This is a genomic window from Virgibacillus necropolis, from assembly GCF_044793635.1.
In the GTDB taxonomy this organism is placed as follows: domain Bacteria; phylum Bacillota; class Bacilli; order Bacillales; family Amphibacillaceae; genus Virgibacillus_F; species Virgibacillus_F necropolis_A.
In genome coordinates this window covers 3,239,021-3,260,086 of the sequence record NZ_CP084992.1, presented here as the reverse complement: position 1 = coordinate 3,260,086, position 21,066 = coordinate 3,239,021, and the positions used below count along the sequence as shown (strand labels likewise).

General features: G+C 37.0%; 25 protein-coding genes, 1 tRNA gene and 1 pseudogene. 9 read left to right on the top strand and 18 right to left on the bottom strand.

Features of this window, described 5'->3' with window-relative positions:
* Nucleotide 1 precedes the first annotated feature (1 nt).
* From LG329_RS15990 to LG329_RS15980, 3 genes are all read right to left on the bottom strand, one after another.
* Complete coding sequence (locus LG329_RS15990) at nucleotides 2-217, bottom strand: hypothetical protein (protein WP_404451818.1); 216 nt, start codon at nucleotides 215-217, stop codon at nucleotides 2-4.
* A 188-nt stretch (nucleotides 218-405) separates the two neighbouring features.
* Nucleotides 406-1,872, bottom strand: coding sequence for a YdiU family protein (locus tag LG329_RS15985; protein ID WP_404451817.1), 1,467 nt, complete (start codon nucleotides 1,870-1,872; stop codon nucleotides 406-408).
* A gap of 83 nt (nucleotides 1,873-1,955) precedes the next feature.
* The gene (locus tag LG329_RS15980) at nucleotides 1,956-2,336 is read right to left on the bottom strand and encodes a DUF4440 domain-containing protein (protein ID WP_404451816.1); all 381 of its coding nucleotides are present in this window, start codon (nucleotides 2,334-2,336) and stop codon (nucleotides 1,956-1,958) included.
* Nucleotides 2,337-2,532: 196 nt separating this feature from the next.
* On the opposite strand from LG329_RS15980, the gene LG329_RS15975 reads away from it, so the two are divergent.
* Nucleotides 2,533-3,315, top strand: coding sequence for an alpha/beta fold hydrolase (locus tag LG329_RS15975; RefSeq protein WP_404451815.1), 783 nt, complete (start codon nucleotides 2,533-2,535; stop codon nucleotides 3,313-3,315).
* A 106-nt stretch (nucleotides 3,316-3,421) separates the two neighbouring features.
* Here LG329_RS15975 and LG329_RS15970 read toward each other — a convergent pair.
* From LG329_RS15970 to LG329_RS15950, 5 genes and pseudogenes are all read right to left on the bottom strand, one after another.
* Nucleotides 3,422-3,556, bottom strand: a pseudogene (locus LG329_RS15970) (universal stress protein); the annotation flags it as partial.
* Nucleotides 3,557-3,572: 16 nt separating this feature from the next.
* A complete protein-coding gene (locus LG329_RS15965) occupies nucleotides 3,573-3,929 on the bottom strand; it encodes a cupin (RefSeq protein ID WP_404451814.1) in 357 nt (118 codons plus the stop codon).
* Between the two features lie 18 nt (nucleotides 3,930-3,947).
* Complete coding sequence (locus LG329_RS15960) at nucleotides 3,948-4,136, bottom strand: hypothetical protein (protein WP_404451813.1); 189 nt, start codon at nucleotides 4,134-4,136, stop codon at nucleotides 3,948-3,950.
* A gap of 65 nt (nucleotides 4,137-4,201) precedes the next feature.
* Nucleotides 4,202-4,648 (bottom strand): DUF4181 domain-containing protein, encoded by a 447-nt coding sequence (locus LG329_RS15955; protein WP_404451812.1) that lies wholly within the window; start codon nucleotides 4,646-4,648, stop codon nucleotides 4,202-4,204.
* 601 nt (nucleotides 4,649-5,249) lie between these two features.
* Nucleotides 5,250-6,440, bottom strand: a complete 1,191-nt coding sequence (locus LG329_RS15950) for a DUF4317 domain-containing protein (protein WP_404451811.1) — start codon at nucleotides 6,438-6,440, stop codon at nucleotides 5,250-5,252.
* Between the two features lie 214 nt (nucleotides 6,441-6,654).
* Between LG329_RS15950 and LG329_RS15945 the strand changes: the two genes are divergently transcribed.
* A tRNA-Val gene (locus tag LG329_RS15945) sits at nucleotides 6,655-6,727 on the top strand.
* Between the two features lie 157 nt (nucleotides 6,728-6,884).
* On the opposite strand, the gene LG329_RS15940 is transcribed toward LG329_RS15945, so the two are convergent.
* Both LG329_RS15940 and LG329_RS15935 read right to left on the bottom strand, forming a co-directional pair.
* Nucleotides 6,885-7,373, bottom strand: a complete 489-nt coding sequence (locus tag LG329_RS15940) for a DUF4825 domain-containing protein (protein WP_404451810.1) — start codon at nucleotides 7,371-7,373, stop codon at nucleotides 6,885-6,887.
* Nucleotides 7,370-7,603, bottom strand: a complete 234-nt coding sequence (locus LG329_RS15935) for a helix-turn-helix domain-containing protein (RefSeq protein ID WP_404451809.1) — start codon at nucleotides 7,601-7,603, stop codon at nucleotides 7,370-7,372. The genes LG329_RS15940 and LG329_RS15935 overlap by 4 nt, the downstream gene beginning before the upstream one ends.
* A 185-nt stretch (nucleotides 7,604-7,788) precedes the next feature.
* Here LG329_RS15935 and LG329_RS15930 point away from each other — a divergent pair, with 185 nt between their 5' ends.
* From LG329_RS15930 to LG329_RS15920, 3 genes are all read left to right on the top strand, one after another.
* Nucleotides 7,789-8,739 (top strand): LytTR family transcriptional regulator DNA-binding domain-containing protein, encoded by a 951-nt coding sequence (locus tag LG329_RS15930; RefSeq protein WP_404451808.1) that lies wholly within the window; start codon nucleotides 7,789-7,791, stop codon nucleotides 8,737-8,739.
* 101 nt (nucleotides 8,740-8,840) lie between these two features.
* A complete protein-coding gene (locus tag LG329_RS15925; protein WP_404451807.1) occupies nucleotides 8,841-9,689 on the top strand; it encodes an ABC transporter ATP-binding protein in 849 nt (282 codons plus the stop codon).
* A complete protein-coding gene (locus LG329_RS15920) occupies nucleotides 9,689-10,384 on the top strand; it encodes an ABC transporter permease (RefSeq protein ID WP_404451806.1) in 696 nt (231 codons plus the stop codon). The genes LG329_RS15925 and LG329_RS15920 overlap by 1 nt, the downstream gene beginning before the upstream one ends.
* Nucleotides 10,385-10,534: 150 nt before the next feature.
* Here LG329_RS15920 and LG329_RS15915 read toward each other — a convergent pair whose 3' ends face one another.
* From LG329_RS15915 to LG329_RS15885, 7 genes are all read right to left on the bottom strand, one after another.
* On the bottom strand, nucleotides 10,535-11,110 hold the full coding sequence (locus tag LG329_RS15915; protein ID WP_404451805.1) for a hypothetical protein: 576 nt from the start codon (nucleotides 11,108-11,110) through the stop codon (nucleotides 10,535-10,537).
* Nucleotides 11,111-11,137: 27 nt separating this feature from the next.
* The gene (locus tag LG329_RS15910; protein ID WP_404451804.1) at nucleotides 11,138-11,332 is read right to left on the bottom strand and encodes a DUF5412 family protein; all 195 of its coding nucleotides are present in this window, start codon (nucleotides 11,330-11,332) and stop codon (nucleotides 11,138-11,140) included.
* 19 nt (nucleotides 11,333-11,351) lie between these two features.
* Nucleotides 11,352-11,666, bottom strand: a complete 315-nt coding sequence (locus LG329_RS15905; RefSeq protein ID WP_404451803.1) for a hypothetical protein — start codon at nucleotides 11,664-11,666, stop codon at nucleotides 11,352-11,354.
* Between the two features lie 29 nt (nucleotides 11,667-11,695).
* Nucleotides 11,696-12,337, bottom strand: a complete 642-nt coding sequence (locus LG329_RS15900) for a hypothetical protein (RefSeq protein ID WP_404451802.1) — start codon at nucleotides 12,335-12,337, stop codon at nucleotides 11,696-11,698.
* Between the two features lie 173 nt (nucleotides 12,338-12,510).
* A complete protein-coding gene (locus LG329_RS15895) occupies nucleotides 12,511-12,954 on the bottom strand; it encodes a hypothetical protein (protein ID WP_404451801.1) in 444 nt (147 codons plus the stop codon).
* A 262-nt stretch (nucleotides 12,955-13,216) separates the two neighbouring features.
* A complete protein-coding gene (locus tag LG329_RS15890) occupies nucleotides 13,217-13,756 on the bottom strand; it encodes a 2'-5' RNA ligase family protein (RefSeq protein WP_404451799.1) in 540 nt (179 codons plus the stop codon).
* A gap of 109 nt (nucleotides 13,757-13,865) precedes the next feature.
* Entirely contained in the window at nucleotides 13,866-14,369 is a 504-nt protein-coding gene (locus tag LG329_RS15885; RefSeq protein ID WP_404451797.1) for a DinB family protein, read from the bottom strand.
* A gap of 365 nt (nucleotides 14,370-14,734) precedes the next feature.
* On the opposite strand from LG329_RS15885, the gene LG329_RS15880 reads away from it, so the two are divergent.
* Nucleotides 14,735-15,169, top strand: coding sequence for a CBO0543 family protein (locus tag LG329_RS15880; protein ID WP_404456724.1), 435 nt, complete (start codon nucleotides 14,735-14,737; stop codon nucleotides 15,167-15,169).
* Nucleotides 15,170-15,764: 595 nt separating this feature from the next.
* Here LG329_RS15880 and LG329_RS15875 read toward each other — a convergent pair.
* A complete protein-coding gene (locus LG329_RS15875) occupies nucleotides 15,765-16,169 on the bottom strand; it encodes a hypothetical protein (RefSeq protein WP_404451796.1) in 405 nt (134 codons plus the stop codon).
* Nucleotides 16,170-16,365: 196 nt separating this feature from the next.
* On the opposite strand from LG329_RS15875, the gene LG329_RS15870 reads away from it, so the two are divergent.
* From LG329_RS15870 to LG329_RS15860, 3 genes are all read left to right on the top strand, one after another.
* Nucleotides 16,366-16,518: a hypothetical protein gene (locus tag LG329_RS15870; RefSeq protein WP_404451795.1), complete on the top strand. Its 153-nt coding sequence runs from the start codon at nucleotides 16,366-16,368 to the stop codon at nucleotides 16,516-16,518.
* 758 nt (nucleotides 16,519-17,276) lie between these two features.
* A complete protein-coding gene (locus LG329_RS15865; RefSeq protein ID WP_404451794.1) occupies nucleotides 17,277-19,007 on the top strand; it encodes an ABC transporter ATP-binding protein in 1,731 nt (576 codons plus the stop codon).
* Nucleotides 18,997-20,811 (top strand): ABC transporter ATP-binding protein, encoded by a 1,815-nt coding sequence (locus LG329_RS15860; RefSeq protein WP_404451793.1) that lies wholly within the window; start codon nucleotides 18,997-18,999, stop codon nucleotides 20,809-20,811. The genes LG329_RS15865 and LG329_RS15860 overlap by 11 nt, the downstream gene beginning before the upstream one ends.
* The last annotated feature ends 255 nt before the right edge of the window (nucleotides 20,812-21,066 follow it).

Here is a 21,066-nt window from a genome sequence, read left to right as displayed (position 1 = left end):
ACTAAGCACCCATCCTTTTTCTAACTGATCCAATCGATAGTATATTTTCCAGTTTGAATGTTCTAATCGTTCTTCTGGTATAGCAATAGGCTATTATCATTTCATTATTGATTTTAAGTACCCGGATAATTCTTTGGGTTGCCTGGTTATCCTCTGAAAGATAAATCATTTCAATCTTTTCCTTATTTTGGATTGACCTCATTATCATGTTTTTCATGACACAACCTCCACTTTAGGAACATTTGTTCCCATTATAACATAATAAATTGGAATGAAAATATACTTTCTCTCTATGGAAAATGTTTACTCGAGGGACATGTGCAGAAATAAATATACAAAAAAAGCGCCCAACCTCAGGTACGCTGGCGTTTAGCGTGTTTGGGGTCAGGCACTTAACATTTTAAATCAGGTACCGCAAAAAGTTCGGTAAGGCTGGTTTGATGGCTCAGGCAATTTCGTATATTCTTCCTGCTCAGGAGAATACGCATAAGGATTTGCAAGAACATCCATAAGCCGCTCCATCACGCTATAGTCTCCTTTTTCAACTGCAGCTTCAAGCGCCTCTTCTACCCGGTGATTGCGAGGGATAACTGCGGGGTTCGAGTTCTTCATCAATTGATAGGCAGACGTTTTTGATTTCTCTTGTCTTGCCAGTCTAGCCTGCCATTGGTTATACCACTCGGTAAATTCTAGTGTCCCATTCATGGCCGTGTCCTCCGGCTTATCTAACGTTAAGGCACGAAATGTATTGGTAAAGTCTGCACGGTGATCCTCCATTATATTTAGAAGGTTTTCAATCAACGATTCATCCTGGTCCTCTTCGTTCTGAATTCCTAGTTTTTCCCTCATTCCCTCAAGCCAATGACGATGATACAACTCCTTGAATTTGGCAAGAGCCTCCTGGGCTAGTTCGACCGCATGATCCTGATTTTCATGAAACAGCGGTAAAAGTGTTTCAGCAAAGCGCGCGAGATTCCACTGGCCAATTGCCGGCTGATTCTGATAGGCATAGCGGCCTTGAACATCAATGGAACTGAATACCGTTGCCGGGTCATATTCATCCATAAAGGCGCATGGCCCATAATCGATGGTTTCTCCGCTGATGGTCATATTGTCGGTGTTCATCACTCCATGGATAAAGCCTACGAGTTGCCATTTCACAATCAATTCTGCCTGACGCTTGACCAATTCTTCAAACAGCGAAAGGTATCGATCCTCATTGTCTTCAATGTCCGGAAAATGACGCTTTATTGCATAGTCAGCAAGAATCCGAAGTTCCTCCCTAGTGCCCCAATTTGCCACGTATTCAAAGGTACCGATGCGCAAATGACTTGCAGCCACACGAGTCAGAACGGCACCAGGCAGCTCGGTTTCGCGAATAACAGGCTCCCCAGTAGTTACAACAGAAAGGCTACGGTTGGTCGGAATACGAAGCGCATGCATGGCTTCACTGATAATATATTCACGTAGCATCGGTCCTAATGTCGCTCGTCCATCGCCTCCGCGGGAGAATGGTGTTCGGCCTGAACCCTTGAGCTGAATGTCAAACCGTTCACCTGAAGAGGTGGTCTGCTCGCCCAGCAGCACAGCCCGACCGTCCCCTAACATGGTAAAGTTCCCGAACTGATGGCCCGCATAAGCCTGGGAAATCGGCAAAGCCGCTTCAGGAATCTGGTTGCCAGCCAAAACTTCTACACCTTCTTCTCTCTGTAGCTTCTGAGCATCCAGTCCTAAAGAATTTGCCAAAGACTTATTGAAAATGACCAATTCCGGTGAACGTACAGGGGTTGGCTCGGTGCTTTCAAAAAATAATTCCGGCAGACGGGCATAACTGTTATCAAAGTTCCATCCCATTTCATTATTCTGTGTCATCATATCTCCTTTGAATGTTTTGTCATATTTCTATCCACGTATATTCTTCTACAAAAAACAAATAATTATAGACACCCTCAATTTTAATTTCCCTCTATTTCAATATATTCTCTTAATAGTTTCCACTGATTAGATTCTTTTCGCCATACAAACATACTTTGGGCTTTATGTGTTTCGTTATTAATAATATTTGTTTCAATACCGATGGTGACTACCTCATTACCGCCGTCCCTTTCCGATAAATGAAAATGTTGATATTCTTTTATTCCATTACCCATTTCCTTTAGAGAAGCAGCTAGATCAATTTCTCTTCCGTAAGAATATGGCTCACGCATTCCTGCTTGAGACCAATAACCCATAAAATCGGAAGACAAATAGCTTCTTATTTCTGAATCGTCCTTAGTCTTAAATCCTTGATTCCAACTTTCAAAATAGGATTCAATTACATTTTCAATTTCATGCATTTTAAAACAACCCCTCTATATAAAATATTACCACTATTATACATTTTTAAATGCACTAATTCGGGCAATATTTTAAATTTTGATTAAAAGTTTCAGACTATATAAATTGCACGGAACAAGGAATAGGCATTCACCTAATTTTGCCTAGTTGAATAGCTTATTGTTGAACCTATTTTAATTATACGGGGGAATCGGTGTGGGATACTTTGTTCGTGTAGAATCTGACGTAAAATTGTATGTGGAAGATTTAAATCCTGGGGGCAGCAAGACGATCGTTTTTTTACATGGTTGGCCGTTAAATCATAAACAGTTCGAGTATCAATTTGATGTTCTTCCCAAAATGGGTTACCGCTGTATTGGTATTGACTGGAGAGGATTCGGTAAGTCGGATAAACCAATTAGCGGCTATAATTTTGACCAATTGGCAGATGATATTCGCGCCGTAGTTGATGCACTTCAATTAAACAATTTCACACTGGCAGGGCACTCCACGGGAGGATCTATCGCCATTCGTTATATGGCCCGATACAGTGGTTACGGAGTATCTAATCTTGTCCTTATAGACGCTGCAGCGCCCACAGGATTTTCTACAGAAACTGCTAATACCCTTCTTGCCGAAACATTAAATGACCGACCTAAAATGATGCGGGGAGTAACAGAAACTTTTTTCTTTCAATATATAACAGTCCCATTCTCAGACTGGTTTATTGGATTGGGGTTAGAAGCAGCAGGTTGGTCAACAGCGGCAATTATAACTACTTTAAGAGATGAAAGGCTTGATCCTGACCTGCAAAAAATAGTTGTCCCTACTTTACTAATTCACGGCGTTCACGACAAAGTTATTCCATTTGCGCAAGCTCAGGAACTGAATCAAAAAATAAGAAATTCAAAGCTTGTCCCGTTTCAGTTCAGCGGTCATGGTCCCTTTTGGGAAGAACGTGATAAGTTTAATCAGCTTATCATGCAATTTATTGGTTGATCACCCTTTTCATTTTAAAAAAACGCTGAATGAATTGAAAAATAGTAATATCAATAGCAGACAAAGAGCGTGTATGATAAAAAATCATACACGCTCTTTGATGTTATCATTTAACAGCATGTAAAACAGGTGTACGGATAACTAAAACATCACATTTTGCTGAACGTACGATTGCTTCAGATAAGGAACCCATTAAGAAACGTTGAACAGCACTAACCCCTGTAGCACCACAGATAATTAAATAGTGTTACCACCATCTATTTCTCACGAGCCATAAACGAAGATGGATCTAACCCTTCACTTTCAATGACAATCGCAGTTAAACCAATACTTGTTTTTGTTTCGTGCCATTCATCTTTATTCCAAAAGACAGCATCCCCAGCCTGCACCTGAAAATATTGTTCTTTTTCACCTCTCACATAACCTTCACCATTCATAATTAAAAGAAGTTGAGGTACTCCTGCTTTATGAAAACCAATAATACCGTTTTCTTCTATGTACATACACCCAATATTAGTTTCCTTTACAGTTTGAATAATACGAGACATAACAAAATCTGAATTAAATTTTGAAATCTTTTTGCCACTGTCTTTACTGAAATTATAAAACTCCATAAAGCACCTCCAAAAGTTTTACTTCTCTTTTTCCGATTGCAACTTATCTAGCTTTTCCTCTACTCTATTTAATCGCTTATTTCTTTTGTTTGACATAACAATCAATGAAACAATCCCGACAACTATAGTTATTACAATTAAGAATGAAAATAACTGAAAGATCATATCTCCTACATGGAACCCACCAACTGCCGTTGACAAAAACATATTAAATTCCTCCTATCCCTTAGTAAAAGGAGTATAAAAAACTAAACTATGACTACCCTTTTATGTTATCCAAACCAACCGAAAAAGTTAGTCGTAAACATTGATGTTAATAATATAATGATAAATACTAATTGACTAATCGTTAAAATATAGGCATTTCGATTTGCAGCATATTTCCATTCCATAATAGCTCGAGCCGTTTCAGATACAACAATTAAAATAAACAGCAAAAACCATGGTTCAAAAAACCAGTTGCTCTCCATTGGGTTGCTCATGCTATTAATGAAATACCCAAGAATTATAATAACTATAAAAGTTATCCGTATCGTCCAATCTACTTTCTTATGTTTCTCATTTACATGGTTATATGAAAAAAATGAAAAAAGTTTCTTCTTCTCAACTTTTAGCCATTTACTCATAACTTCATTGAATGAAACTAACAATACTAGAATAATAGCTAGAATCAAAACTAACTTCAGCCAGAATATTGGTTCAAGACCATAGCTATACACTGATAATTCTTCCCCCTTTTACATAATCTGGTCAGTTTTTATATTCCAAGTAAGCAACTACCAGCAATTAATTAAAGTACAAGTAAAAAATAATAACGTGATAGCCAATCTCAAACTTTCTTAAACTATAATAAGTATTTCAAACGTATTTAAATTCGTTTTATCTTTTCCGATATATCACATTAAACTTAAACTCTATCAAATACGCCTCCTATAAACCTTCCTATACCTTTAAACATCCAAAGAATTATTTTAAACCCAAATAGAATCAATTCAGGTATCCAAAAGGAAATTAGTTCTAAAATGTCACTATTTTTATCGCTTTTTTCGTTCCTTCTTCCTTTCTCAATACCATTCACCCCATAAGCACGGATTTATGAGTAAACATATATAAATTATATTAACATAAAATTTCATATAATCTGATTACATAGTGTAATTTTTCGGATAGTTGGATAAAAGAAAAAGCACTTATGATACACACACAGCAGCCCTCTAACTACGAGTATTTAAAAAAAGAACCTTCAATCTAAAGATAGATTAAAGGTTTTGCTTATTATTTCCCATTATTTACTTGGTTCCTGTCTCTACTTTTAGCGAATCATTCATTCTCTTCTGCTTTATTATACAAAGCTTCTGGAATCATTTCGAAGCCTTCAATCACCGTATTTTCTTCCACTTCCATCATTAAAAAACTCTTCCCATTGAAATGGACTTGACGTACATATCTTAAGTCTTGTGGACTAATGGAGATATTCGCTATTTTCGTCTCTATTTTGATAGATTTTGAAGTATATTTTGGTACAATGTTATTTGCTTTAAACTCATAACTTTCATCATCAATCACCGTTTTAAAAGCGGACTCTACCTTTTCCGTGTTTACATCTTGTATTCCACTGCTTGTTAAAACTTTTTCTACATCTTTGTAGTCTAATTTCGGTATATTTTCCTCTTCATTCTCTTCGACGACACGATGAATCTCTTCGTATACATTTGAAAGTGTGGACGTATTGATTTTTTGATCACCGGCTACGTTTTTCACAATTTCCTCAAAAACAATTTTATCTTCTGAAGCAGTCATTATCTCTTCTGCATTTAATACTTCTTCGATAAAATGATAATTCAGTTCATTCTTCTTTCCTGACGAGTAAAGCACGTGATTGACATCCGCAAAATTATCCGTAATTGTAGGGAAAAGAAATCCTGATATTGGAGCTTTCAGATTGATAATTGGATCTACAACTATATTATACTTGAACTCTTTTTCAACATAATCAAACAGTAATTCTTTCTTAGGATCCTGCGTTTTATTCATACTGCACAAAATAAAGGGATTTGAATAAACGGTATCACGTACACTTTCTTCCGATTCATCACTCTGCCGCTTCATCGGCTTCATATATTCTCCCCGAATAAAGGTTACGACAATATCCATCTCATATTGCTTATCCTTCAGCATTTTTTCTACGAGCTTAAGCATTTGGCCCTTCCATTCTTCTGTATCATTACTTAATAGGCCTTGGTGGAGAATGAGCTGACTGTTATTTTCCACATCACGCTGGAACTTCAATTCAAATAACTTTTCGTCCAGCTGACCAGCTAGTACTTTTTTAAAATTTTCCATAAATAACTCTTTTTGTTCCTGTTCCAGCATTTCAAATGGCATACTCTGATGGTGGTAAATATCACTCGATTCTTTCATGATATACACATTAAAAATTTCTTGTATTTTCAATAGGTCATTATCTACTTTGAATTGTTTACGAATATTTGCTATGTCTTTTTTGTCCAATCTTGTTCCACTCCTAAGTTGGTAATCAGTGTGTATTTTTCTAAACACATTCTCTCATTTTATCATAGATACCAATTGTTTTTCCTGCAATGGGAAATGATAGAAGAGTTAGTAAGTTAATTAACTAGAATGATATCATTCTAATAGAAAAGCGGAAAACTATTGACACAGTATTTAAAGGTACTATATAGTAAATATATTAATAACCTCATACGATTCCGTAGCTCAGCTGGGAGAGCGCCACCTTGACAGGGTGGAAGTCGTTGGTTCGAGCCCAATCGGAATCACTCTATTCAATAAAGCCCTGAACCTTTGTAAAAAGATTCAGGGCTTTAAGGTTTATTAACTAATCCCGGTAGCCATCACGCTAAAGATGGAGACTCATCGTTTTCCCTTATGCTTAACCGCTGCTAAAGAAGTTCTTGCAATGTGACCTCGGTGGATCTACTTTTCAAAGAACTGATTGACTTTATTTTCGTTTTCCAAGTACTCCTCGATAAGGTTTCTTAGATTATCTTCATTTGTAAATTCGCTTAATTCCTTACCATACCAACCTTGTAATTTCTTTTTTGTTACTGTGTGTGTTTGTTTGCCAAACTCAAACGTAATCCATTCTGCATTTTTTACCAATGCAAAAATAAATGTAGCATTGTATATTGCTGTTTCTTTAATAGCATCATCTATCATTGTAGCTTCTATATCACCGTACTCCAGAATCATTCCATAAGGGGCTTCTTTTGTTTCAAGCTCAAATCCTTCAACATATTCACCATTTGGTAATTGCCTTACAATGTTCTCTACTACACTATTATCACCTACATATGAATCTTTGAATTTAAATAAATCTTCATTTACATTGCTACTTGAATTGCATCCGGTGATGAGTAGTAATAGTAGCAACGAAAAAAATATATATTTTAGCATTACCCTCATTTAGGTCCCCCCTCTTGCGTCACAATATCACCTGTATATTCCAGAAGATCACCGGGTTGACAATCTAATGCCTTACATATTGCCTCTAAAGTTGATAATCTAATGGCTTTTGCCTTTCCATTTTTCAGTATAGAAAGATTAGCCATCGTTATTCCAACTCTCTCTGACAGTTCTGTTACACTCATTTTTCGCTTAGCTAGCATCACATCAATATTGATTATAATAGCCATGTTATTATCGAAAGCAAAAAAAAGGTCCAGTCGTATCCCTGTCACTTTATAATTGTTTCGAAAAATGACAGGATTAGCATGTATGGTTTATGATGTTTCTATATGTACTATAACGCTTTTATGGTTTGCGGGATGAGAATCTGAGCCACGTCCCTCTTTACTAATTTTCAATAGGAGTTTTTCATATGACAGATTACAAGATTGATAATGATGTTGCGAAAAGCAATATTCTCCCGGCCTTTTCCATTACAGTAAATGATTCAAATACCACTGCTTTGTATAGTGATGCCGATATACAAGCGGAGCTGATTAAGGTAATTCAGCAAGATGGTGACATTACTGTCTTTGATCGCCAGGCCGGGCTGTATGAACGATTAACAATTAAAGAAAATATTGCTTTTTACCATAAATGGTTCGGCTGCCAAACACCAATACCCGAGATTCTTGTTATGTTTAAGCTACAAAAATGTGCAGATACTAGGCTCTCCAAGAGCTCATCATCTGAAATAGCGCGTGTATATTATGCAAAAGATTATATGGTGGGAGCTAGACCTTGTGTATTTCAGGAACCGATTCATGGTGTTGATATTTTAACAATCCATACATTCATTGAAATGCTAAAAGCGCTAATGGAGGACGGTGTACCTGTGCTTGTTTTAGTATCGAACATGGAACACGCGCTACTTCTTGGTGATGTTGCATACAGGCTGGAGGAAAAAGGATTACATAAAATTGAAATTGAATCAGAAGAGTTAGATGCCACGAAAACTGAACCATCTACTTCACCTTCAATAGCAAATTTATTTAAAATCCCTGCGAAGATTGACGATAAGGTTATTTTATTCGACCCCCCAGAAATTGATTACATTGAAAGCCAGGATGGGAAATCCAATATAGTCATTAATGATGAATCATTTGCTATGGATTCAACGCTTTCTGAAATTGAGAAGAAATTGGAGTTTTACGGTTTTTATCGTTGCCATCGATCTTATATTGTTAATTTGCAAAAGGTACGTGAAATCATAACGTGGTCGAAAAATACATACTCCCTTAGAATTGATAACAAAAGCCAATCGACTATCCCTTTGTCCCGAACAAAAATACAAGATATTCAAGAAATATTCAACTTAAAATAGGTACACTTTAGCCTCCTTTAGTTACATTTCACCTTGATATAACTGCATTTATCAAGTAAACAATGTATTGTTTGTATAGAACATTAGGGGAGGCTATTTAATTGGAAAATGCGATTGAAATAACAGGATTACGAAGAATTTTTGATAAAAATGCTGCGATTGATGACGTAAGTTTCGATGTGAAACAAGGAGAGATTTTTGGCTTACTTGGGCCAAGTGGATCTGGTAAAACGACCACAATTAAAATTTTGACTGGAGAGCTTGAGCGAACATATGGTGACGTGAAAGTACTGGGTAATCAATCTAATTTGTTCAGAACTGCCAATTTCAAATCACAAATTGGGATTTTATCCGATAATAGCTCGTTGTATGAACGGCAGACTGTTTATGATAATTTAAAGCTGTTTTGTAAGTTATACAATGCGCCACTGGATCGAATTGATTTCATGCTACGTGAGGTTAATTTGGAAGGTGAACGGACGAAAGTAGTTTCAAAGTTGTCAAAAGGGATGAAACAACGCATTCTTCTTGCAAAGGCACTTATCCATAAGCCGAAGCTTGTATTTTTAGACGAACCGACATCAGCGTTAGATCCTGCAAATATGGCACAGATCCACCGAGGATTAAAGAAGTTAAATGCTGAAGGGACAACGATCTTTTTAACTACGCATAACATGGAGGAAGCAACCGCATTGTGCGACCGTGTAGCTTTTTTGGATAACGGTAAAATTCAAGAATTGGATAATCCAGATGCTTTACGCTACAAACATTCCAATCATGCATTTCATGTGGAAACGATTTCTGGTGAAAAACTTATACTCGAAAATGAATCTGAGAATGCGGATAAAATTAAAGACCTGATTGCAAGTGGCAGTGTAAAGGCTATGCATACCGACAATCCAACGCTCGGGGAAGTCTTTTTGAAAGTTACTGGAAAGGAGTTAGTATAATGAACATGCAACGCATTAGCGCGATTTTTGAAAAAGATATGAAAGATTTCATGAAAAATATGATGTTGTTAATGATGCCGATTATACCTGTTATCCTAGCAATATTATATAGCCGGTTAGGCGGAGACGAAGCGATACCGCTAGAAATGGTATATCTTATTGTTGGTGTAACCTTTTCATCCGTCACTTCGAGCTGCATGATGACGATGATGGCTGAAGAAAATGAGAAGAAAACGTTACGTGGACTGATTTTGTCACCTGCGTCTTTTTTAGACATCATTGTTGGTAAAAGCTTGGTTACGGGGTTGGTAACATTGATCACATTGATCCTATCCCTACTCATTATTGGCATTGATCCTTTCTTGTCAATTCAAGCAGTCATCGGCTTATTTCTTTTATTTTTATTCTTTCTATTTCTCGGAATTGGTATTGGTCTTTTTGTTAAATCTGTTGCTTCAACGTCTGCATATTTAATGCCTGTCATGTTTTTATTTGGATTCACGCCTATGATCCAATTTTTACAGCTTGGCGAAAACAGTCTCGCAATAAAAATAGCAGACACGTTTCCCATTTTACAATTAATTACGATGCACGAAACAGGTTCCTGGCTACCATTAGGCGTTGTTGCACTATGGGTAATTGCTGCAGGGGTATTCGCTTATTTTTGTTTTGTTAAAGTAACAAAGGATAGATAGGATTAGAGGGACATGCGTCTTGTCCCTCTCTCATTTTAGCAGTTAAGAGTATAAATCCTTTCTTACTGCATAAGTGCAACTAAGGCTTTCGCCATTAAGGCTTGGCGATAAGCCAAGTTTTCTAATAATTGCATTGAAATGTACCCCTACCTAATTATGAAGGTCAATACGTGCTATTTCTTTATCCCCAGAATAAATAACTAATGTTGCTTCCATAGCATTTTTTTCTAACTTATCCAATTGTGCTTGTGAAGGAGCAAGTCTTATCTCAGGATTTTCTTCTAATGCACCTAAAACAAAATCTATCGTATACTCTCCATCTTGGTTTGGTTGTAAAACTGGAATGCTTGTTTTCCCAACACCTAGATTAGCTTGTTGTCTCCCTCCTTCTTTGTAAATTTTAAATCCTACTACCTCTTTCGTAACTGCTTTTAACTTTTCATTTGGTTCAATAGATAGTTTAATGCCATCTTCATATTCGAATGTCAGGCTATTTAATTCTTCTGTTCCTCCAATCGTATCCTTCCCGGTATTCTTTATAACAAAATTGTAACTCAGTGAAATCGGTTTTATTATTTGTCCTTCCCTCTCTCCAGAAGTAATACCAATTCCACCTGACCTATCATCTCTAATTTCAGCAGATGAACTTATGAGTTCTAATGATGGCTTACTGGAACATCCTGATACCAGTATCAGAATAATGATAATACCTGATATAAGTCTCATTAAAGCCCCCCTAGGAATTTATTGAGATCAATCCGAATAAGTCTCCCCTTCGCCTAGATTTATTTTATGATTGTTGATAGAGACAGTATGATTGTTTTTCCATCGAACGTCAGCATGGTCCATTCGGTAATCAGAATAAACTCTTTTCTTAAACCAAAGCGGTCCTTTCAATTCACCTACTACTCCGAATGAGGTGGCTGCTCCTCCATTGGTCCGGTACAACTCGATTGTATAATTATGGTCAAGAGAGTGTTGTTTTGATTAGTACCTTGCCCATCGAAAAGAATGATGTAAACAAGACAGAGAAAAATAGGATGATAATGAGTAATAATGAAAGCAGCACCGTCAGCCAACTTCTTAATTTTGCAAGCCAATTCGTTTTATCTTTGAAACCGATAATCCCTAAAATGAGAGCTATTATGGTAAACAACAAAAGAACGTAATTTGGGGGCGCAATAATCCAGGTTTGGCGAATAGTTGAGTACAACGCATAGGAAGAAATTATGATACAAAATAAGCATAGATAGAATGACCATAGGTTGTATTGTCTTGGCATAATGTGCCTCCTTTACTGTCATGGAAGGTCTAACTACCTTGTTTATTTAATAGCCCTTTTACCTCATTAATACTCTTCATCCGTTGCAAATCAGCATCTACTTTCCAGCTTCCTTCTGTTTTTATGAGACGCATCTGCCCAAAGTTTGATATGCTTTTCTTTTCACCTTTTTGTTCAAGAGGATCAAATTCAATTTCAATATCATAGTCAAGCGTAATTTTTTCGGTTTCAACACCAGTAACATCAACAGAGATATTTTTCACGGATAAATTACTTTTCGTTTCCTGAGATAACCGGTTTATGTAACTCAGGATTCTATATAAGCGAAGATACTCCATTTCCTCTTTTGTCGTATAATCACCGAAGTTTTCTTGTACTTTTTTAATTTCCTCTAGAGCACTAAACCTTCGAGAACCGTAATTTTCATCGTAATTAACAGTTAATTGCTTCTTCTTAAATTCCTTAGCCACATCAACTGCTCTAGTTGTTTCTAACTTTTGTAGATCTGCAATTAAATTATCAATATTCTGTTGCAATTTTGCATTTTCCTGTTTCAAGTTTTCTATTTCTAATTCCTTATATTGTTTGTCATCCTGTCCATTAGTATAGAAATTTATAGCAACAAGGAAAAGAAGAGCTACTATGATAGTTATAAGGGTTTTCTTGCTCATGTACCATATCCCCCTCACTTTCGTTTGTGGTACAATTACTCCCATTTTTTTCTTTTTATTTATTTTCTTAATTTTAACATAAATTCCATTATATTTTATACTCGGATAAAAAAATGGCCCAGTTCTAAGTGAACTAGAGCCATTTGCTACATTTATTTTGAATACTTCAATTGCTAGTTTAACTTATAGGTACCATCTTGATATACTTTATATAAACCCACTGTTCCAGTCCCACCCTGTTTCTTAAGAGATTTGGATGTCAGTTTTATTGTATAATATGAACCTGCTTTATCTGTCTCTAGATTTCCACCCAAATCATCAAATACGATATCATCATTGTTTTCCATTTCTAATTGATGTTTTAAGTATTCTATAGCACAAGTTCCACTAAAAAAATATTTGTTACCATTAGAATCCGAATTGTTTCCTTTATGTCGATCATTATCATTACTGCTGTTTGTTGATATTGCAAACTCGTTATTTGCTTCGGAGGAATCAATCGTGATTTCGGATGCGTTATTCGTTTTTGATTGATTGCCTGTATTCCCACAAGCAGACATAACGACGAATAAACAAGTTAATACACACATCACAATGAAAGTTCTGTACTTTTTCATTATTGCAACCCCTTAACTTCTACAGGGGCAAATAATCCCCCTTCCAATTAAAAACTTTACACTTAGAATTTCCCGAAAGAAGGAACTTATGAATTAAAAAATAAAGCTTTCATTCTTTAATGTTTATCAATCGTTACGCCTAACACAGAAGCCCTAACAAATTCCAAATCCTGAAACCTTTCTAATTCCTTTGGAGTTCCACTTACTACTGCTCCATTAAAAGTTATTTCTTCATCTTGGTTTTCAGTATTCCTGAATTATTTTATCTTCTATTATTTAAAGGAATATCTATATACTTTATATATTTATTTGTTTCAATTTCTTGATATACCCTTAAAAATCTAACCTCAAAGGTTGGAAAAGGACTAAGTTCTTTTTCTGCCAATTTTTCCATCTCTCTAAGTTCCTTTTTTGATAAACCATAATTTGTTTTTCCCAAAGTCATATGTGGTACAAAGTCGTCAAGTTCAAAATACTTTTTAATTAAATCGTTGGAAGGAGAAATTTCTCGGACTATACTTTTATGTAGTTTATATAGTTCATTTGAAGTAGCACTTAAATAAAGAATATCATCACCAAAGAACATTGGTTTATCAAGTGTAAGTTGAAAGGATGGAAAGTTATCACAGACTCCTTTAACTTTACTTTGCCACTTTTCATCTGTGGTTAATCCACCTTGTGCCTTAAGCGTTATATGTGGTTCTACAACGTCTGTAATCCGATTACCTCTCCATTTATACTGAAAATCTATTAGTTTCATTTTGTATTCATCTGGAGGCACTATTCCGATAAAAAATTGCAATTACTATCACTCCCAAAAATAATTTGTAACGTTATTATTTATTTAAATTATGATACCTTATTGAACCCCCTGCCCTCTTATTGAAAATAAGCGTCCATTTAGCACACTATTATAATGGTGGATCTTCCACACCTAAATGAACCCAATCTTCTTTTGGTGGCCCATAAACTCCAGAAGGTTTTATTCCTGCTTGACGCATAAGAACTGTAATTTGCCCTCGATGATGAACAATGTGCTTGATTAGTCCCATCAGGATTGTAGCATTTGATTCCTGTCTTCCAAAGGCTTCTTGTATTTGTTCTAGAGATTTGTCTGTCCATTGCTGTTCAATAACTTTGGCAGCTTGAGAACTTATATTTTGAAAGATTTCAGCAATTTCCTTTGCAGAAGATGGAACGTTTTCTGCATTTTCTATTCTATCTATCCTGAATCCAAATTCGGCTAAATAATCTGGGATGTTTGTTGTAAAATGCCACGCAATTCCTCCTAATGTACGACCTTCAGGATAAACTTGTTGTAATAATGAGTCATCCGTCAAGCTCTCCAAAGTTTTTTGAGTTAATATAGCCTCTTTATTCCATTCTTTAATATAATCTGAAATTGTAATATACATCTGAGCCCCTCCCGAATCATTTTCAATAGAAAGATTTATTTCTTAAAGTAAATTATAAAACATACGTTCCCATAATTCAAATTAACTTCTTCCATTAATGTAGCTTTAAATTCCCCAAACCCATTGCTAGTTTTACCAGATTAATCACTTCTGGTGATTCAGAACCAAACAGACTGGCACCTAGGATTTTATCGACTACTACTTTAAATAATCCCCGAAGATCATTTTTGGTGCAACCGACAATTTTCCTTAATGCATCAAACCCTGGGTTATGAGATAAAGCCGGTTTATATTGGTTATACTTAAATGGTAAACCATTTAAAAAGGGGCTATAGCTTATCTTAGAAAAAATCATTTTGTGGGTAATGTTAATCATCGGGATTGCACTATTGGTTATCAGTTTAAGAAAGCCACCGATGAAGGATTGGATACTAATATTTTTACTGACCTCGTATTTTTCAACGTTTTTTGGTGTTATTGTGGTAGAAGAAAACATGCTTGACTATCCTATAAAGTTGTTTCCTCATGAACATTTCGATAGTCATATACTTTATGAATATCTTATACTCCCGGTTGTTTGTGTTTACTTTTATCAAACTACTTATCACTCAGGTTATAAAGGCATTTTTTTACAATGTTTAATATATACCTCTGCTTTAACAATCATTGAGGTGATTTTTGAAAAATATACAGATTTGCTTGAATACAATACATGGACATGGATTCACACGTTTATCGGTGTCTTTTTGCTCATGTTTTTCGTCCGTTTTTTGATGAAATTGCTAATCAGAAAAACGTGAAAACGCGTTTTCAAATAATTAAAAGTATAATTCACATGATATAAGGCATAGAGAATTTCCTCTATGCCTTTCGCTTTGTTGAATACTTTAACCATCGAATTCCTGTTTACGTTTTTTTATATAGGCTCTTTTCGTACGCATTGTTGCTTTTACATCTTCATAGTTGATTTATACTGCGACATAGCATACCGCTTCGGAAATACACTTCGCTTTCCGCGGGCTCGCGCTGAGCCTCCTCGCGAGCAAAGACCGCCCACTGCGGGGTCTCATCGTCTTCGTTTCCGCAGGAGTCTACGTGTATTTCCTACGCTAACATGGTGTCTGGAAGCAGTACTTTGTAGCTTCTTTCACTATTATGGCAGTTGATTGGAGCGAAGGACAGTTGACTCCTGCGGGAACAGCACGAGTCTGAAGACCCCGCAGCGGTGGTCTTCCGCGAGGAGGCTGAAGCCGTGCCCGCGGAAAGCAACTGTCCGCAGCGGAAATCAACATAGCAGTTACGTCGTTTATATCTATTCTCTTAAAAGCAACAATCTTTACCAATACAGTCTTTATATAAAAACCTATTGAAAAAGATGAGGCGGCTTGTTGCCTATCATTTCCCCTTAGGTTTATCCCCAATTAAGCCCAGCAAAAACATCTGAGAAAAAGCGAACCCTTTATACGTTTTAGAGATACTTGAAGGTATTGTTAGTTCAAGGTCTAAGTAGGTGGTTAGTATTAGTTGTGTGAATTCTTTCTGGTCCGTCAAAGAGTATTCCTGTAATTGTTTCGCAAATTCCTTGCTAACATTTTCCCTCCCTCCAAGCGCTTGTTGTAATTGGTACCCTGCCAGATATAGTTCAGCAGCTAAATCTTCATCAGATTTCTGATGTTCAGCTACATAGGTTGAAATCCAATCACGCATTAGGGACGAGGTATCTTTATTATTTTCCTTAGCAACCTGTTGAAAACTCTCTTTTAGTTCCTTTGATATACGTATGTGCAAATTCGTATCCAATTAACTTATCCTCCCTTATAAAGAATACGTTAATTGTAAGTTATATAAAATTTATTGTCAATACATTGTGTTTACAATGTATACACAATTAAAAAATATACTAGTTACCTCTATATTTCACCAAGTTAGAGTCCATACATAGACCTTCTCATTCAGGTCAAAATAAGATGAAATAAAACAGAAAGGATGGATCAAAATGACCCACGATAAGCTAAACAACAAACGTACAAATAAACAGGCCAAAGTAAAGGCTTATCAGGAGATTAACGAAGAAATTTCTGAAAACGATAAGTTAAAACAAAAGCAACCAACTCCTCAACCACAGGATTTTGAAGAAATTGAGTATTAAAGCCTGCTACAGAGTGTCGATATAACCGTTAAAATCCCATTGCCTTATTAACGGTTTCCGTTACTTATCACAAACATTAAAAATGTACTGTAAAATGACCATCACTTGCATGCTAATGATGGTCATCTTTTGTTGGTATAGTATCATTTTCGGTTATATTTCCAATAAATTTGTAGTGTCGTTGTACCTCAATTTTTTAGGTTACAATAGCTAGTGTAAGTCTACATTTAGACCTACAAGTTCGAATTCAAATTGGCTTACATAAAAGAAAGACCTTGAATAACTGAAGGAATACCTTACTTTCGCGGACATCAGATACGTTATTTATAGATAACAAACAATAGTAAGGTGTTAAACGGACACCAGGTTCCTTATTTGGGAGTAATACCCCTATATTACTTTGATATATGTTAAATAGGTGATCGTATGTCCGCATACCTACTCAAAATCACTGTTTTAATAGAAATAGCGAACCGTATGTCCACCAGTTCTAGCAAACGACGTGTTTTGAATAAGCAATTATTAGGAAACAGCCTAGTTCATATGAGCTGGGTTATTTTAGTTTAAGATAACAAAAAGCACCGCATTTGTTATGCAATTAGATATACTTCACTATCTTTTTTAGGTGTAAATCAGGATTTTGTGACAGGTAATGGAATCCATTGACTTATTTTGTCCTCGTCTCCTTCAATCCTCCACAATAGATAATCCGCTCTTTTCCTTATATAATAGAATCATTACATATTTGGAGGTTCACTGTGAAAAGAGTACTTTCTTTTTTGAAACCATATAAACTCCCGATCGGGATTGCATATACATTAACGTTAATTGAACTTGCGACAGAGCTACTTCTTCCCTTCTTCCTGGGGATGATGATTAATCAGGGCGTGATCAACAAGGATATCGACAATATTGTGATGTGGGGCAGCATTATGATTGGGCTTGCGTTTGCTGCGTTTTTTGCCGGAATTATTAATTCGTTTTATGCGTCACACACGAGCTATGGGTTTGGGTATGACATTCGCGAAAAACTGTTTAAAAAGGTGCAGGATTTTTCGTTTGTGAACTTGAATCAATACCCGACGTCTGTCTTAATGACGCGATTTACCAATGATGTGCGTCAGATGCAGAATACCATTCATATGGGACTTCGCATTATGGTGAAAGCTCCTTTAATTGTACTTGGTGGTGTGGTGATGGCGTTTATTGTGAACGCCAAGCTTGCACTGATCTTTTTAATTACGGTTCCTTTGTTAATTTTCTTTTTACTATGGGTGCTGAAGCGTGCAAGCCGCTTATTTCGAAGTGTGCAGCAACGTGTGGACAATGTGAATCGCGTGATGCAGGAGAATTTAGCTGGGATGCGGTTGATCAAGGCATTCTTGCGTCGGAATCATGAGGAAAGCCGTTTCATGAAAGCGAATAAAGATTTAGCTTCGGAAACGCGCTATACATTCCGCTTCGTCGAGGCTTCGATGCCGGTACTTTTATTTGTGATGAATCTGAGCTTGATCTCGATTATTTGGTTTGGGAATAATCAGGTACTTGCTGGTGAATCATCTGTTGGTGACATTGTGGCGATCGTCAATTATGCGTTACGTGTTTCGATGGCGATTTCCATGTTCACGTTTATTACGTTAGCTTTTTCACGGGCAAAAGCGTCCGCTTCACGTCTTAGTGAAGTATTGGATGTTAACATTGACTTACATGAATCGGAGGATGCGGAAGCTGATGCGATTGTACGTCATGGAAAAATTGACGTTGAAGATGTTGATTTTTTCTATAGCACACAGGACGAGAAAGTGTTACGTGATATATCTTTTTCCGTAAATGCTGGAGAATCAGTCGCAATAATTGGTGCGACTGGTGCTGGGAAAACATCGTTGTTTCAACTTCTCCCCCGCCTTTATGATGTGAACAATGGTGAAATTTCAATCGATGATAAACCGATTACTTCCTATACACTCGATCATTTGCGTCGAGCAATTGGTTACGTTCCGCAGAATCCATTACTTTTCAGTGGATCTGTTTTTGACAATATTGCCTGGGGTAAAGAACAGGCGACAAAAGAAGAAGTGATCCAGGCCGCAACTGATGCACAAATTCACGCTACAATTACGGAGTTGCCTGAAGGATACGAAACCAAAATCGGGCAAAAGGGTGTCAATCTTTCAGGTGGACAAAAGCAGCGACTGTCAATTGCCCGTGCACTTATTCGTCATCCGAAAATTTTAATGCTGGATGATTGTACGAGTGCACTTGATTTGGAGACAGAATCTAAGCTACTTGCTGCAATCGAAACGTACCAGTGCACCAATCTAATGATTACCCAAAAGGTCACAACTGCCATGGACGCTGACCGGATTTTATTGATGGATCACGGACAGATCCTTGCGAATGGAACACATCAAGAATTACTGGGAGAATCAGCGCTTTACCGTAAAATCGTGGAATCGCAGTTTGGAAAGGAGTATATACATGCCAATTAAACAACTAATAGAACCTTTTCAACACGAACGCATTCCAATCGATAACATAGCAAGTAAAAAATCAAGTAAAGCCCGAAATACTGCTGGGACGATTAAACGCATTTGGTCCTATCTTTTCCGTGATAAAATCACGCTAAGCCTTGTGATTCTTGCTGTGGTGATGAGCTCTGGTCTTGCCCTGCTAGGTACTTATTTAGTTGGGATGGCAATTGATGATTACATTGTCACGCAAAATAATGCTGGACTTGTCATGCTTTTGGTATGGCTGGTATTTATATACCTGTTCCACTCCCTCTCGATCTTCCTGCAAAATTATTGGATGGTCGGGATTGCCCAGAATACGGTTTATTCTTTACGGGAGAATTTGTTTAAGCAATTTCATCGTTTGCCGATATCTTACTTTGACAAACGGCAGCATGGGGAATTGATGAGTCGGATTACAAATGATATTGATAATATTAATAACACGTTGAACCAATCGGTGATCCAAATTTTTTCAAGTATCCTGACACTCGTTGGTACCGTTGTTGTGATGCTAATCTTAAGTCCCCTGCTTACTGCGGTTACCATGACAATTGTTCCGCTCATGTACATTGGAATGAAGTGGATTACCAAGCGTACTGGACCATTGTATAAGTTGCAGCAACGCGATTTAGGGGAATTGAACGGCTATGTAGAGGAAACTGTTTCTGGGCAGCATGTTGTTAAAACTTTTTCCCAGGAAGATCGTGTGATTGGTGAATTTGAAGAACGAAATAAAAAGCTTCGCCATACCGGATTTTGGGCAATGACGATTTCCGGCTTCATTCCAAAAGTCATGAACATGTTGAACTTCCTTAGTTTTGCCTTGATTGCCTTAGTTGGGGGCATTCTTGCTGTTGAAAATATCATCACAGTTGGTGTCATTGTTATTTTCACTGAATACGCGCGACAGTTTACCCGTCCATTGAATGAGCTCTCCAACCAGTTTAATATCTTATTATCCGCTGTTGCTGGTGCCGAACGGGTTTTTAATGTAATGGATGAGAATCAAGAAGAAACAGATGAACAAGCTGCGGAAGTTTTGCCAGAAACAACGGGCCATGTGATGTTCAACGATGTGTCATTTGGTTATGAAGACACACCCATTTTGAATCATATCACCTTCGAAGCAAGCCCCGGCGAAACTGTTGCGTTTGTAGGTCATACGGGTGCAGGAAAAACGACGATCATTAATTTAATCGCACGTTTTTACAATTATGATGCGGGAAAAATCACACTCGATAACGTCGATATTAAAGACATTAAACGGTCCAGCCTGCGTCAGCATATGGGGTTTGTTTTACAGGATTCCTTCCTATTTAAAGGAACCATTATGGAAAACATTCGTTACGGACGATTGGATGCAACAGATGCGGAAGTAATTGAGGCCGCAAAAAATGCGAATGCCCATGACTTTATAGAGCGTTTGCCTAATAAGTATCGAACTGTCTTAGATCAGGAAGGAAGCGGTATTAGTCAGGGACAGAAACAGCTGTTGACCATCGCACGCGCATTGTTAGCTGACCCTTCCATCCTAATTTTAGATGAAGCGACAAGTAACATTGATACGATTACCGAGGTTACGATTCAAGATGCGCTGAAACGTTTGATGCATGGTAGAACAAGCTTCGTAATTGCCCATCGATTAAACACGATTCAAGAAGCAGATAAGATTATCATGCTGGAGCATGGGAAGATTATTGAAAAAGGCAGCCACAGTGAATTGATTCAGAACAAAAGTCACTACTACAATCTGTTTCAGGGGCAGTTAACAGAAATTTAACGTTGCAAAAGCGGAGGCGCCTGTTTAGCGACGTATGGACTAGACTGACCTGTTCGAGATAAAGGATAGCCAAAAGTGTATTTCTTTTGTGCTTGACTTATCGAAGTGACTGGGAAGGAAGTCCACTAGTCGCTAGGCGCTGTAGCTGGACGTGGCTAAACTATTTATATAGAAAATTCCAGCCCTCCATGATAAGATATACATGAACTACTTTATGAAACCCAGGAAACATCAGCAATTCGACAAAATTCGGGA

Bases quoted from the DNA above. Each gene is read 5' to 3' on its own strand.
- LG329_RS15990 (WP_404451818.1), bottom strand. From the start codon at position 217: ATGAAAAACATGATAATGAGGTCAATCCAAAATAAGGAAAAGATTGAA.
- LG329_RS15985 (WP_404451817.1), bottom strand. From the start codon at position 1,872: ATGACACAGAATAATGAAATGGGATGGAACTTTGATAACAGTTATGCC.
- LG329_RS15980 (WP_404451816.1), bottom strand. From the start codon at position 2,336: ATGCATGAAATTGAAAATGTAATTGAATCCTATTTTGAAAGTTGGAAT.
- LG329_RS15965 (WP_404451814.1), bottom strand. From the start codon at position 3,929: ATGGAGTTTTATAATTTCAGTAAAGACAGTGGCAAAAAGATTTCAAAA.
- LG329_RS15960 (WP_404451813.1), bottom strand. From the start codon at position 4,136: ATGTTTTTGTCAACGGCAGTTGGTGGGTTCCATGTAGGAGATATGATC.
- LG329_RS15940 (WP_404451810.1), bottom strand. From the start codon at position 7,373: ATGAGGGTAATGCTAAAATATATATTTTTTTCGTTGCTACTATTACTA.
- LG329_RS15935 (WP_404451809.1), bottom strand. From the start codon at position 7,603: ATGGCTATTATAATCAATATTGATGTGATGCTAGCTAAGCGAAAAATG.
- LG329_RS15930 (WP_404451808.1), top strand. From the start codon at position 7,789: ATGACAGATTACAAGATTGATAATGATGTTGCGAAAAGCAATATTCTC.
- LG329_RS15920 (WP_404451806.1), top strand. From the start codon at position 9,689: ATGAACATGCAACGCATTAGCGCGATTTTTGAAAAAGATATGAAAGAT.
- LG329_RS15915 (WP_404451805.1), bottom strand. From the start codon at position 11,110: ATGAGACTTATATCAGGTATTATCATTATTCTGATACTGGTATCAGGA.
- LG329_RS15905 (WP_404451803.1), bottom strand. From the start codon at position 11,666: ATGCCAAGACAATACAACCTATGGTCATTCTATCTATGCTTATTTTGT.
- LG329_RS15900 (WP_404451802.1), bottom strand. From the start codon at position 12,337: ATGAGCAAGAAAACCCTTATAACTATCATAGTAGCTCTTCTTTTCCTT.
- LG329_RS15895 (WP_404451801.1), bottom strand. From the start codon at position 12,954: ATGAAAAAGTACAGAACTTTCATTGTGATGTGTGTATTAACTTGTTTA.
- LG329_RS15885 (WP_404451797.1), bottom strand. From the start codon at position 14,369: ATGTATATTACAATTTCAGATTATATTAAAGAATGGAATAAAGAGGCT.
- LG329_RS15880 (WP_404456724.1), top strand. From the start codon at position 14,735: ATGTTAATCATCGGGATTGCACTATTGGTTATCAGTTTAAGAAAGCCA.
- LG329_RS15870 (WP_404451795.1), top strand. From the start codon at position 16,366: ATGACCCACGATAAGCTAAACAACAAACGTACAAATAAACAGGCCAAA.
- LG329_RS15860 (WP_404451793.1), top strand. From the start codon at position 18,997: ATGCCAATTAAACAACTAATAGAACCTTTTCAACACGAACGCATTCCA.